At 67.1% G+C, this 12,637-nt stretch carries 11 protein-coding genes and 3 pseudogenes; 7 read left to right on the forward strand and 7 right to left on the reverse strand.

Going from position 1 to position 12,637, the window contains the following annotated elements; genetic code table 11:
* Window positions 1–386: 386 nt before the first annotated feature.
* Complete coding sequence (locus tag ABZ471_RS45025) at window positions 387–1,037, reverse strand: NAD(P)H-binding protein (protein WP_359074961.1); 651 nt, start codon at window positions 1,035–1,037, stop codon at window positions 387–389.
* Between the two features lie 1,114 nt (window positions 1,038–2,151).
* Here ABZ471_RS45025 and ABZ471_RS45030 point away from each other — a divergent pair.
* A complete protein-coding gene (locus tag ABZ471_RS45030) occupies window positions 2,152–3,219 on the forward strand; it encodes a hypothetical protein (protein ID WP_359074962.1) in 1,068 nt (355 codons plus the stop codon).
* Between the two features lie 347 nt (window positions 3,220–3,566).
* On the opposite strand, the gene ABZ471_RS45035 is transcribed toward ABZ471_RS45030, so the two are convergent.
* The gene (locus tag ABZ471_RS45035; RefSeq protein WP_359074968.1) at window positions 3,567–4,382 is read right to left on the reverse strand and encodes a class I SAM-dependent methyltransferase; all 816 of its coding nucleotides are present in this window, start codon (window positions 4,380–4,382) and stop codon (window positions 3,567–3,569) included.
* 361 nt (window positions 4,383–4,743) lie between these two features.
* On the opposite strand from ABZ471_RS45035, the pseudogene ABZ471_RS45040 reads away from it, so the two are divergent.
* Together ABZ471_RS45040 and ABZ471_RS45045 are read left to right on the forward strand one after the other, a co-directional pair.
* Window positions 4,744–4,932, forward strand: a pseudogene (locus ABZ471_RS45040) (hypothetical protein); the annotation flags it as partial.
* Between the two features lie 177 nt (window positions 4,933–5,109).
* Window positions 5,110–5,739, forward strand: a complete 630-nt coding sequence (locus ABZ471_RS45045; RefSeq protein WP_359074969.1) for a class I SAM-dependent methyltransferase — start codon at window positions 5,110–5,112, stop codon at window positions 5,737–5,739.
* Window positions 5,740–6,307: 568 nt separating this feature from the next.
* Here ABZ471_RS45045 and ABZ471_RS45050 read toward each other — a convergent pair.
* Window positions 6,308–6,649: a hypothetical protein gene (locus ABZ471_RS45050; protein ID WP_359074963.1), complete on the reverse strand. Its 342-nt coding sequence runs from the start codon at window positions 6,647–6,649 to the stop codon at window positions 6,308–6,310.
* A 127-nt stretch (window positions 6,650–6,776) separates the two neighbouring features.
* On the opposite strand from ABZ471_RS45050, the gene ABZ471_RS45055 reads away from it, so the two are divergent.
* Together ABZ471_RS45055 and ABZ471_RS45060 are read left to right on the forward strand one after the other, a co-directional pair.
* A complete protein-coding gene (locus tag ABZ471_RS45055; RefSeq protein WP_359074964.1) occupies window positions 6,777–7,328 on the forward strand; it encodes a GNAT family N-acetyltransferase in 552 nt (183 codons plus the stop codon).
* An 88-nt stretch (window positions 7,329–7,416) separates the two neighbouring features.
* Window positions 7,417–8,348, forward strand: a pseudogene (locus ABZ471_RS45060) (IS701 family transposase); the annotation flags it as partial.
* 98 nt (window positions 8,349–8,446) lie between these two features.
* Here the strand turns inward: ABZ471_RS45060 and ABZ471_RS45065 are convergent.
* Window positions 8,447–9,736 carry a hypothetical protein gene (locus tag ABZ471_RS45065; RefSeq protein WP_359074965.1) on the reverse strand — a complete coding sequence of 430 codons (1,290 nt, stop codon included), beginning with the start codon at window positions 9,734–9,736 and terminating at the stop codon, window positions 8,447–8,449.
* 144 nt (window positions 9,737–9,880) lie between these two features.
* Here ABZ471_RS45065 and ABZ471_RS45070 point away from each other — a divergent pair, with 144 nt between their 5' ends.
* Complete coding sequence (locus ABZ471_RS45070; RefSeq protein WP_359074966.1) at window positions 9,881–10,021, forward strand: hypothetical protein; 141 nt, start codon at window positions 9,881–9,883, stop codon at window positions 10,019–10,021.
* A gap of 441 nt (window positions 10,022–10,462) precedes the next feature.
* Here ABZ471_RS45070 and ABZ471_RS45075 read toward each other — a convergent pair.
* The 3 genes and pseudogenes from ABZ471_RS45075 to ABZ471_RS45085 all read right to left on the reverse strand — a co-directional run.
* A pseudogene (locus ABZ471_RS45075) lies at window positions 10,463–10,812 on the reverse strand (transposase); the annotation flags it as partial.
* A 72-nt stretch (window positions 10,813–10,884) separates the two neighbouring features.
* Window positions 10,885–11,688 carry a hypothetical protein gene (locus tag ABZ471_RS45080; RefSeq protein WP_359074967.1) on the reverse strand — a complete coding sequence of 268 codons (804 nt, stop codon included), beginning with the start codon at window positions 11,686–11,688 and terminating at the stop codon, window positions 10,885–10,887.
* Window positions 11,689–12,009: 321 nt separating this feature from the next.
* On the reverse strand, window positions 12,010–12,321 hold the full coding sequence (locus ABZ471_RS45085; RefSeq protein WP_359074970.1) for an NIPSNAP family protein: 312 nt from the start codon (window positions 12,319–12,321) through the stop codon (window positions 12,010–12,012).
* Window positions 12,322–12,491: 170 nt separating this feature from the next.
* Between ABZ471_RS45085 and ABZ471_RS45090 the strand changes: the two genes are divergently transcribed.
* Window positions 12,492–12,637: phosphopantetheine-binding protein (locus ABZ471_RS45090; RefSeq protein WP_359074971.1), on the forward strand; the 146-nt coding region annotated here is incomplete at its 3' end.

Consider the following 12,637-nt stretch of genomic DNA (forward strand, 5'->3'; position numbering starts at 1 on the left):
ATGGCGCCGCCTCGACCGGCGGTCCAGCTCACCCGGAATCCGAGGATCCCGTTCGAGAGGGTGCATCCGAATGGTCATGATGCTTTCGCGGAAGGGGTCACGAAGTGTCGGGGTGCGCGTCGACCGGCGGGTCGTCGTCAGTGCCGGCGCCACCACTCCAGCCGCTGCCCGGAGGCCCGCGAGGCCGAAGCACCGCGGGAGCGGGAGGAAGCCGAGAGCAAGGCCCACGGCAGCCGCTCGTGAAACGGCGGCGCCTGCGAGGGACACGTGGCTGTCCGCAGATGCACGCGCCTCGCAGAGTGTCACCAACCACGAGATATGACACAGCTTCCAACAGAGGAGCCCCGGAATTCGGTCGGAGGTCCCGGGCCAGGCGACAGGGCGACTCAGTAGCCTACGGTGAAGCGCTCACCAATGTGCCGGGGCTGCTCGACTTCATCGAGTAGGGCGACGGCGTAGTCCTCTGCGGAGATACGGCTGCTGCCGTCCTCGGCGACGATCAGGTCGTCCATGGCGGTGCGGTAGGTGCCCGTGCGCTCACCTGGTTCGATCGTGGCGGCCGGACTGCAGTTGGTCCACCGCACGTCGGAGACGGTGCGGTAGAAGTCCAGGGCATCGCCGTGGGCGTGCATGATCTGCAGCAGGAACTCCGGCAGGCCCTCTGCGTCCCAGACCTGCTTACCGTCTGGCTTGCGCAATGAGCCGGCGCCGCCGACCGCGATCAGGCGCGGAGCCTCCCCACCAAGCATGCGCACCCCGGCGACGAGGGCTTCGGCGGCGGGCCTGATGGTGGCGATGTGTCCCGGGCCGCCACCGCCCCCCACCGCACTGATGACGACGTCTTGCCCCTTGGTCACTTCAGCGACGCCTTTGGGGTCGAGGACATCGCCGGTGACAACGGTCAGGTTCGGGGCGCCCTTGGTGAGCTTGGCAGGGTCACGGACGACTGCGGTGACCTGGTGACCACGGCGAAGGGCCTCATCCAGGATCCGGCTGCCGATGGTTCCGCTGGCTCCGAAGAGCACGATCTTGCTCAAAGCGTTCTTCTCCTCCGAGTGATGATGAGCAGTCATCAGGAGCTTATGGGGAGATAAGGTGCATTCGGCAGAAATCGCCCGAATTCACGCGCATGCGTTGGCGTCCGGAGGTCTGCTCGTCGACAGCCGCTCGAACGCCGACGGCATCACCACCGTGCTTCACGGTGCAGTGAGCTGCGGGCAGGAAATGTGGCACAGCAGCCGCCTCCGCCAGTGGATGGACATCCGAGCCGCGCGGATACCCGCATGAGGCCCTGCACTGGCGCCAGCAGTGCGGTACAGGACCTCGCAGGTCACGATGCTGAGGTGCGCCTCAGTCGGCGGGGGCCGACAGGACGTTGACGGATGTGGAGGCGGACGCCTGGTCTCCGACAGAGAACAACGGCGACGTGGACACCGGGGCTGCATCGCCGGCCACGCTGACGGCGACGCAGCACAGCGGCCCCGGCCAACGCGCAGCGCAGGCAAGCGCGCCCCGACCCCCGGCTGCGTCCGCGCCGCCCAACCCGCCCCTCCCTCTCCCTCGACTCCAGTCACAACACGGAGTCCCGTCCACCAGCCTGAGTCGGCTCAAAGTCCCTCATGGGACGTCGTGGCGTCCGGAATCATGCTGTGCCATGGAATGACCGCGAGGGCGGCTGCCAGGGTGACGGTCCCTGTAGGTTCTCGTTTCCGATGCCCCTTGGTGCGGCGTTGACCAGCACGGATGGGCTTCTCTCACACTGTGTCCTCAACGAGTTCGTCTGCTTTCGTGTCCCTTTCCGCGCCGTCGTCACGCTGTACCGAACCGTCGCAGTTGGCCGGCTCCGGGCCCGCACCGTTCAGCTTGCCCGGGTACCAGGCCATGAACCAGTCGCTCAGGGTTGGCCACGCGGGTAGGGAAAACCCCCTGGTGAGTGGGGTGTTGGTTGCAATGCGCCGAGTGTGCCGGGAACGGCAGAGTCCAGCCATGAACATTTCTCGGTTCGACGGAAGATCAGCCAAGCACGCCGCGCTCGCCCTGGTGTGTGCCGTGACCGTACTGGCGGGGGCTGGGTGCGACGACAGCCAGCGCTCTTCCTCGCCTGCTCACCAGCGTCCCGCAACGCGCGGTTCGGTGGTCTCCGTGACCCCCGTGGCGGACCTGGACGCCAAGGAGGTCGCAGCCCGCCTGGCCAAGGCGGGTATCGATGCAACACAGGTCCGCTACGGCGTGCGAGCTCACCGGATCGTGTATCGCACCGTCGATTTCAAGGGCGCACCCACCACGGCCAGCGAGTTGGTCGCGATGCCGAAGAACGACGAACGCGGCCTTCGGGTCGTGTCCTGGCTGCACGGCACCGAGGTGTACCGAGGAGAGGTGGCCTCGGTGAACGACGAATCGCCCGACCGGGCCACGGCGCTGCTGTTCGCCTCGACCGGGCACGCGGTATCCGCCCCGGACTACCTCGGCCTGGGAAAAGGCCCCGGAATCCACCCGTACGGAAACCCGAAGGCGACCGTTACCGCTGCGGTGGACGCGTTGCGGGCGACACGTACGTTCGCCCGCAGGGAGGGTCGCGGCCTCGACCGGCGCGTACTCATCAGCGGGTTCTCCCAGGGCGGCCCCGCCACGATGCTGGTCGGGCGGGCCCTGCAGCAGGGCGTCGATCCGTATTTCCGTCCGGGTGTCCTCGCCCCGGTCGCCGGCCCGTTCGACCTGAGCGGTTTCGAGGCCGCCGCAGCCGACGACAAGGTCGAACGGTCCTCGCTCTACCTCGCCTATTTCGCGACCGCGTGGAACCGGATGTATGGCCTGTACGGCGCCCCGGACCAGGCGTTCCGAGCCCCTTACGACAAGACGGTACAGACGCTGTTCGACGGCGACCACAAGGCGTCGGAGCTCGCGGCCGCACTGCCCAAGACCTCGAAGCAACTGTTCACCGAGAAGTTCCTTCAGAGGGTGCGCCACCCCACGGGGGATCTGCGACGCAAACTGGAGGTGATGGACAGCACGTGTGACTGGCGGCCCGACGTCCCAGTGCACCTCTTTCACGCCAGGGGCGACAAGGACGTCTCCTTTGTGAACTCCCTGCACTGCCAGCGCCAGCTGACTGCCAATGGGGCTGACCAACAGCTCAGTGATGTCGGCGAGTTCGATCACAGCACCACGGTCCTCAAGGCTCTGCCACAGGTAGTGCGCGAGTTCGACACGGCCCGCTGAGTCGACCCGCGATGGAGTGCCGGCCAACGCGCAAATGCCGACACTCAGCACGTGGCGCGGTAAGAGTCTGCCACCCCGTATGAGGTCGGGTGAGAATCTGTCGGCTGGAGCGCGACAGGACGACTCGTGTGACAGCGGACCATTGCGTCGGGACTCCACCATGCCCAGGCAACAGAATCGCCTCGACCACCCAACAGTTGATGATCAACGCAGCCGCCTCAGCCCAACCGAAACGGCGAGGTTAGTCGTAGGCGGTCAGTGCGCGCATGACCGGCTGGCCGCGCATGAACCTGGCTCCACTCATCAGGCCCCCTTGGAATCGATCATCGGGGGAACCGGGAGGCGCTCTACCGGCGGACCGCCGAGATCAGTCCGCCGGGCCGCTCCTCGCGCTGCGGCGGGGTGCTGATCGGGCGGCCGTAGGCGGCAGCGCGCTCGCGCAGGGTGTGGCTGCTGGCCTCCCAGCCGTGCCCGGCCAGCCAACCCACCGGGTCGTCGGGCATCTCCGAAACCCACATGGACGCCGCCGATCCCGGCACGGCGTCCGCGCCGAAGCGCTCGATCACGCCGCGCGAGCCCAACGTCAGCCCCATCCGACTGCCTGCCACCGACTGCGCGCTGATCCGGGCCAGCAGCAGCTCCACCGCGTCCTCGGGCAGATAGATCAGCAGTCCTTCGGCGATCCACACGGTCGGCACCGCCGGGTCGTGCCCTGCGGCGGCCAGCGCGCCTGGCCAGTCCTCACGCAGATCCACCGCGACGGTGATCCGCTCGCAGCGTGCGACGGCCCGCTCCTGGCGCAGCACCGAAGCCTTGAAGTCCAGTGGCGCGGCGGTGTCGACCTCGAACAGCCGGGTGCCCTCGGGCCAGTCCATCCGGAAGGCCCGGCTGTCCATGCCGGCGCCGAGCAGCACGACCTGCCGGACCTCGGACGCGGAGGCCTGCTGCAACAGGTCGTCGAGGAACTTCGTCCTGATGACGATGGAGAACGACACGGCCAGCCGGCGGCGTCGCGCGGCCTCGTCACCGGGCAGCGGCGGCGAGGAGGGCCACAGGCCGCCGGCGGTGGCGAAGGCCTCTGCCAGTGGGTCGCGGAACAGCGCGTTCTCCCGCTCGGTCTCCAGCGCCCGCACCCTGGCCACCCCCACAGCCGTGGCCCACACTCCCGACGGCTGCACCCGCTCCTGCTCATCAGTCACCGCGCCAGCCTAGATGATCGATTCCAAGGGGGCCTGATGAGGAGCCAGGTTCATGTGCGGCCGGCCGGTCATGCGCGCACTGACCGCCTACGACCACTGAACCCCTTGGAATCGATCATCTAGATCCGTCACACCATCGATCACGTCGGCTCAACGAGTCGTCCACCAGCTCGTCACCGGTCCCAGATCAGAAACAGTACCCACCCTCCGTCAGCGCGTTCCCGACCAGGCGGCCCTCAGATTCTGCGAACCCGCTGGTTTCTGAGCACGACCGCGAGGCAGTCCCCCCGGTCTGCTCACCCGGCGGCAGTTACGGGAGAAGGGGCTGAGCCCCGGCGGACACGACCCGGTCGCGGTCCGGCGCTGCAGGCACTGCGCTTACCGGCCTGACCAGCCGTGCATCCATCCCACCCGGGCCTGGCTCTACAGCGTGGAGTCCGCCCGTCTGAAGCGCACGCCGACGCTCGCCCAGGAGTGGGCGCTGGACCGGGCGATGGCGGCCCGGCAGCGCTGTCCCCGCTGCTTGCGTCGGTACACGTTCTGCCTCCCGCTCAAGACCTTGGGGTCCTGCCTTCTCCGAACCACCGGGGGGGCGTCCCGTGATCAGGTGACGGGACGACAAGTCCCGAGGGAAGGGCCGGTAGGGGGCCGGAGAACGGCTGTGAACGGCGCGGGTGTTAGTTTCCTTCCCGTGTTGGAACACCAGGACGAGACCAGGGCGGCCTACGACGGGGTCGTCGAGCTGTATGCGTCCATGTTCGCTAATCGGCTGGAGACGCAGCCGTTTGCGCGGAACATGATCGGCACCTTCGCCGAGCTCGTGCGTGATACGGGGAACCTGAGGGCAGCCGATGTCGGCTGCGGACCCGGTCATCTGACGGCCATGCTGCACGACTTGGGGCTGGACGCCTTCGGGCTCGACCTCTCCCCGGCTATGGTCGACCACGCCCGGCGGGCCCATCCGGCGCTGCGGTTCGACGAAGCGCGAATGGAGGCCCTGCCGGTCGAGGACGACGCGCTCGGCGGAGTGCTGGCCCACTACTCGATGATCCATACCCCACCTGGGGAATTGCCCGCGCTGCTCGCTGAGCAGGTGCGTGTCCTGGCACCGGGGGGCCTGCTCCTGGTGTCCTTCTTCGGGACCGAGGGACCGGAGCCGGTCCTCTTCGATCACAAGGTGACGCCCGCCTACAGCTGGCCGGCGGAGCAGTTTGCCGAGTTGCTGGCCGGGGCCGGGCTCGTCACGGTGGCTCGGATGCTCCACGATCCGGCCTCCGAGCGGGGCTTCCTCGACGCTCACTTGCTGGCCCGCCGCCCGTAGAGCGTGGCCCGTGGCCGGGGGCGGGGTGGTGTAGATCATCCGCGTGGATGAAGCTCGCCTCAAGCGCCGCGCTCTGGCCGATCGGTTTCCCTCGGTGCCACCGTCCTCTGAGCATCGCCGGAGGTGACAACCGTCCAGGTCACGCAGGCTCCGGCGATGCGGCCACCGCAGTGGTGCGAGCAACGATCTCCCGGAAGGCGGGAATTCCTGGGTCGAGGGACTCCTGCTGCCGGGAGACCTGCGTGTCGAGTTGGGCGAGCGGGGGCGCCCGCAGCATCGGCAAGTGGCCGCCCGCCCCGCATACCCCTCGAATCCGAGATGCGGAGCACACCCAGCACGACCGATCGCATCCGCGCCATCGAGGGCCTCGCCCTGGTCGCCGCCCTGACTGCCGTCTTCGACTCCGCCCATCCCCTCGGAGACCACTGAGTTGACGCGGCGAGGGCCGTGTCCACCTTCCTTCGTGTCTCGGTCAGGGACTGGTCCCATCTGTTGAGTGGTGGTTCCAGTCGTTCGTCGGTGTTCGCCTCCCCCTGACCGACCAGCTGGTGAAGCGGTGCTGGGCCGGTCAGCCCCAGTCGGACGGCGGCTGGTCGACTCGGACGCCCTTGTGCGGCGTGGGGATGTAGTCGTGCGCACCGCTGGGCAGGGCGGCGACACACGCCGATGAGCAGGCGTTCACCAGCAGGGGCAATACGTCAGTGGCCACGCGCAGTGAGATCCACATCTGCTGGAGCCCAACATGTTCCATCGGGCGGTCGCAGACGCTGCACCTGTGGATGGCCGTGGTGCCCCAGCGCCGGGGGTCCAGGTCTCCCGGGGCAAGGTCCGTGACGGAGTCCAGGGAAGGCTGCAGGCGCGGGAACGGCGGTCGCAACTTGTAGTTGCCGAACAACGCGCGTGTACTCACCGTGCTGTGGGTTGCCGCGCCGCTCCCAATACTCCAGCCGTAGATCGTTATGTGCCCTGGGGTTTGGGCTGTCGGCCGCTGGCGGAAATCGGGTGACCTCGGCGCACCATCTGCGTAAAGTCGAGCAATGCCCGAGCTGAAGCGGCTGCATGCCGACCACGCCTCGGCGGTCCTGGCCTTCGAGGTGGCGAACCGCGCCTACTTCGCTGCCTCGGTCTCCGACCGCGGCGACGACTTCTTCGACCAGTTCACCGACCGGTACAACGCCTTGCTGGCCGAGCAGGAGGCTGGCATCTGCGCCTTCTACGTGCTCGTCGCCGAGGACGGCTCGGTACTGGGCAGGTTCAACCTGGTCGATATCGGGGACCACACTGCGGAACTCGGCTACCGGGTCGCGCAGCACGTCGCCGGCCGCGGCCTGGCGACCGCGACCGTTCGGGAGCTGTGCCGGCTGGCGGCGGCCCAGCACGGGCTGCGCACACTGCGGGCGGCCACGGCCCGCCAGAACGCCGCGTCCCAGAAGGTGCTGACCAAAGCCGAGTTCGTCCCTGTCGGCCCGGCCGACCCCGCCCACCTCGGAGGTAAGCCAGGTACCTGGTATCAGTGCGACCTGGTGCTCCAGTCGTACAGCGCGAACCTGCTGGGGGACCGACTGCAGGAAGGACGCGGCCACCGCTGACCATCGGTGTGTGAAGACTAACGATCTTGCGGTGGCCGCTGGTCACAGCGTAGACCCTGCCCGCTGGCAGGAGGCGTTCGAGGCCCTGATGGGCCGGACAGCGGTCCGGTTCTCGCGGGTGGAGCCCCGGCGCGGGGTGAGGGACTTGGTGCTGGGGCTGCTGTCGGACCTGCCGCGCAAGAACTGCTGGACGATCGCGCAGTGGGACGGTGAGACGACCCCGCACGGCATGCAGCACCTGCTGTGCCAGGCGTCCTGGGATGCCGATGCCGTGCGTGACAATGTGCGCGAGTACGTCGTCGAACATCTCCACGACGAGGCGGCGGTGCTGGTCGTGGACGAGACCGGGGACGTGAAGAAGGGCACGCACACCGTCGGGGTGGTCCAGCGCCAGTACACCGGCACCGCCAACCGGGCGACAACTCCCAGGTCGCCGTCTATCTCGTCTATGCGGGCGAGCCCGGGCACGTGGCGGTGGACCGGGAGTTGTACACGTCCCCTGGACCTGCGACCCGGATCGCTGCCGGGCCGCCGGGCTGGGCGAGGACACCGTCTTCGCCACCAAGCCGGAATTGGCCCGCATGATGATCGAACGGTTCCTGGACGCCGGACACCACATCGGCTGGGCGACCGGTGACGAGGTCCACGGCGGCAACCCGAAACTGCGAGCGGCCTTCGAAGAACGCGGCCTGGGCTACATGCTTGCGGTGGCGTGCTCGGCCGAAGCCACCACAAAGGCAGGGAGTTCCGCGCCGACGCGCTGGCCGCGAAGCTGCCCATGCGGGCCTGGGAGAAGCTGTCGGCAGGGACTGGCGCCAGGGGGCACCGCTACTACGACTGGGCCGTCACTGACCTCGCCGACCCCGCGCCGGGACACCGTCAGCTGCCGATCCGACGCAACCGTACGACCTACGAACTCACCTGCTACCGCTGCCATTCCACCGTGCCGGTGCCGCTGCGCACCCTGGTCAGGACGGCCGGCTTTCCCGGTGGCGGGTGGAGAAGGAGACCTTCCAGACCCCACAACCGACCGGTCGGTGGATCGAGGCTGAACTGCGCCGAGGCCCGAACCCGCTGATCTCCAGGGGACGGGCCTCGGCGTGTTCACGCTCTGGCCTTCATTCGCAGCTCATCGAAGGGTCATCGGAGTTCTCTCCCGCCCGAGTGCACGTGTGCTGAGCGCCCTTCAGGTCACCGATTTCGGTCTGTCCGACCCGGCCCAGCCAATGGACTTCGGATGCACTGGGAGTCGGTTTCAGGTGTGGATAGCGCAGGACCTCCCATGAGGGGAACTTGTCCTTGGTCGTCTTGACGTCGAATGTCTCGGTGTCGTTGATGACTCCGCCCGGGACGTACTGATGCGGGGTCAGCCAGAAGGTTGCGTTGATCCTTCCAAAGTTGATCAACTCTGGGATACCTGAGGACGAGAACCCGTTCACCAGCGACACATCGATACGGGCGCCCCCGTTGCCGTACGGCTCAACCCAATATTCGTTCTGCTCGATGTCATTGCTGTCGGTGTTCTCTTTCGCGTGCTGCGTGCGGACCAGCGGCTTGGCATCCCAGCACATGAGCCCACGGAAGCACGAATGCTCGATATAGATCCCCACCTGCCCCGTGGCGGTGTCCCAGGCGATGGTTCCCTTGGCTCCGGCCTCCGGATCGGTGCTGAATGAGCGGTGCTCGCCGATCTGGTCGTAGAACGCGGTGGTGTTGGCGATAAAGCCGCGCACCAGGACGATCCCGCGGTCGGCTCCCTTGGGCAACAAGGTTGCGCTCTGAGCCTGATCGCCCGGGTTCGCGCTGCCGTCGATGTGCTTGGCTCTCGCTCGCTGCCACTGCGGGTTGTCGGCCTCGCCCGGAGCCCATCCGATAGGCCCGTTCTCGAATTGCTGGGCGTACCCGTCTTCAGAGTTCAGCCCCGGGATCTCGTCGGTGACGGGATAGCCGTACGGTCCCTGCTCCCAGCCAGCGGCACCCCACTTGTCCCCGATCCTTCCCCACACCGGATGCGCACCGTTGGAGCGGCTTGGGTGCCAGTAGACGGTGCCGCCCTCGAACTCCTGACGCTTGCCCTGCCCGTCGGGGTTGGTCAGCTCGTCATCCTTGGGGAACCCGAGCTTCCCGCCCTCCCATCCCAAGTCGCGCCACTTGTCCCGGATGGCGCCCCATACCGGGTGGGCTCCGGTCTCCGAGGTCCAGTAGATCGACCCGCCGATGAACGTGTTGTACTTGCCGCGACCGTTCGGGGTGGTCAGCTCATCCGATGTCGGGCAGCCTAAAGGCGATCCCTCCCCGCCCATGGCGATGTACTTCGCCCGGATGTCACCTCCGATCTGACGTCCGCAGATCGGGGGTTCGTCGGCGGCAGCGGCCGGACTTACCTGTACAACCGTTGCGGTGAGCATCGCGAAGGCGATGGCCGCAGCCCTGCAAAGGGCAGTCCCCCGCCGGTCCATTCGTCTTGCCATTCGGGTGTCCTCTCGCCAGTCCAGCGTGATGAGACATGACCTGCTCTGCATACTCTGGCCGACCCGGGTCCGGTGTGGCCCGTGCATCACGAAACCAACACATTGAGCGTCAACTGCCGCACAAATCCCAGCAGTTGGGAAAACGACCGCCGCATGGAAGGCTGCGTGATCGTGACGCGCGTCATCCTCGCGCTTTCACGAACGAGCCTGTCCGAAATGTGATCAAAGAGGTGAGGAGTGCCTCTGACCTGGGGCGATGGGAGTCTTCTAGTCAAAGCTGCGGCCACTGCGAGGTTGTGACCGCTCTTGGTTGCCGGCCAGGTCCGTTCCGACCGGTGTGTCCTGGACGAGCTGATGTCGCCGTACGGGAGCCTGGATGAGGCTCGTACGCGGCTGGTGATGCGGGACAACTGGGCGAGTCGCTGGACGGCTGCCTGGCAGGTCAACGGGTCGGAGGTCGTCTGGCCGGCTCGGGACCTGGGTCCGGTGCCGGTGCTGTCTTCGAAGCCGGTTCGCGGTTTTACCTGGAGGACGAAGCAGAAGCACCGTCCGGGGCTCGAGTTCATGGTCTCGACAGGGCACCTATGACGAAGCAATCGCCTTCCCACAACCCTCAGCCGGACATGTCGCAGCGGCTGCTTGACGCTCGGTGGCGTGGGATGTCTTGTCTCCGGCGACCGCGCCGGGCCGGGTGCGGGGACGGCCGACAGGCAGACGGACCCGCACCTTCTGCAACACGGTAACGAACTGCGGGCTGTCGGGCGGACTCGGCGATCAGGCCTTCCAGCAGCGCGGTGAAGACGCCGGCGTCGCTCCAGACCCGGAAACGGCCGTAACTCGTCGGTCAGGGACCGAACTCACAGGGCATCTCCGCCACTGAGCGGCGGACCAGAACCGCCTGACCACTCCCTCGAACTGCTCCCGCAGCCGCTCCGGGTACGGGCCGAACCCCGCGGCCGGCAGGTAGGTTCGATGAACTTCCACTGCCTGTACGTGAGTTGCCTGGGCGTCACACCCAGCGTCCTGCCAGGTTCCGTTCCCGCGCGGGACGGAACCCGAAGATCGATCACAACCACACACAGGCCCTAGCCGACCCTCACGTTGAGGATGCGGCCCGACGCTTCGACGACGAACAGGTCGTGCCGTGGGTCGTTGCCGCCGAATCCGCGGGCGATCCGGACGCTGGTAGGCATCCGAAGGCCGTCCACCAGGACACAGGACCGGCCGGTCGCCGGGTTCACCTGGATCAGCTGGCCGTCGCGGAAGCTCGCTACCACCAGGTTGCCGCCGAAGTAGGTGAGGTCGTCAAGGAGCTTGATGTCCAAGGGGTTCGGGCTGAGGTTGGTGATCGTGGTGTGGTTCGCCGGGTCGTCGAGGGGGATCCGTACGACCGGGGACGAGGTGTTGGTGATGACGCTCGCGTACAACTGATCGCCGACGATCTCAAGGCCGTTGGTGCCGAAGATGTTCGCCTTCTTCGTCCACTCCTCGTCCTCGGTGCCGTCCTGCCGGAACTTGAGGATGCCGGTGGCCAGCTCGCGGCCGACGTAGAAGTTGCCGTGGACGTCGACGGCCAGGCCGTTGATACCCGATATCCCCTCCACGACCTTCTGGGGCTCCGGGTGGGCGGCGCTCGGGTCGAACCGCATGATGCCGCCGCGCGGCGTCAGCGGATTCACACCGAAGTTGACGTACATCATCCCGTCCGGCCCGCGCCGGATGCCGCCCGGACCGGGTACGGAGAAGCTGGTCTTCAGGGTCCCGTCAGGGGCGTAGCCCTCGACCCTGTGCTTGGTCACATGCGAGACCCAGAGCGTGCCACGCCCGTCGAACTCCAGGTTCTCCCGCCAGTCCACCAGCGGTATGCCGCCTTCCCTGAACACCTCCACGCTCGCACGCTCCGGACACGGAGCCGGGGCGGCGGCAGCCGGTGCACCGGCTGCCGCCGTCACTATCCCCGACCCGCCAACCACCAGCGCGGCGACCAGACTTCCCATGACTGCCACCCGACGTACTCGACGTATGCGCATGCCGTCCGTTGTACAGGTCCACTCCTGCTGTCCATAGTCACTTGTCTGCCAACAGCCCGCATCCGCCCCGTCGCTCCGTATGCCCCTGACGGGCGGACTCGGCGATCAGGCCTTCCAGCAGCGCGGTGAAGACACCGGCGTCCCTCCAGACCCTGGGCAGTCTTCAAGCCCAGTCCTGGCCTAGGACATGACATCGAGCGGCCGCAGGAAGCGGCGCTCATACCGCTTGATGCAGCCTGTGTTACGAGCCAGTTCGAAGGCATCCTGGCACTCCGGGTCGGTCATGCTGTCCGTGCGGTACTGCTCGTACGCGGCAAGACTGGCAAAGGAGAAGAGAGCGTAGGCGATGTCGCTGTCGCCCTCACTCGGCAGGAAGTAGCCGTGGTGCGTACCGCCGAACCGGTTGACGAGCCCGACCCAGCGCCGGCCGTATTCCTCAAAATCCTCAAGCTTGTCGGCGTCGATCTCATACTTCAGATGAATGGTGATCACGCCCACATCATGCTGCATGCCTCATCCCGTACGAGAACACACCACCGTGGGCCCACCACCCGGCCCGCCCAGCCTTTTGCTTCCCACGGTGTTGAGTCAACCGGAGCTCATGAACGTTGTGTCAGGTGGGCAACGTAGGGTCGCTCGAGGGAAGTCGAGGGGGAGCCATGATGACCAGAGCGCAATGGGCCGAGCACGCGGCCTGCCGGAGCACCGACCCCGACGAACTCTTCGCCCAGGGCGCCGGGCAGACGGACGACGACTTCTTCACCCTCGGCGGACACTCACTGCTCGCGATGCGCCTGCTGGCCCGCAT

Origin of the sequence: Streptomyces sp. NPDC005728 (assembly GCF_040630895.1) — a bacterium.
Lineage (GTDB): Bacteria > Actinomycetota > Actinomycetes > Streptomycetales > Streptomycetaceae > Streptomyces.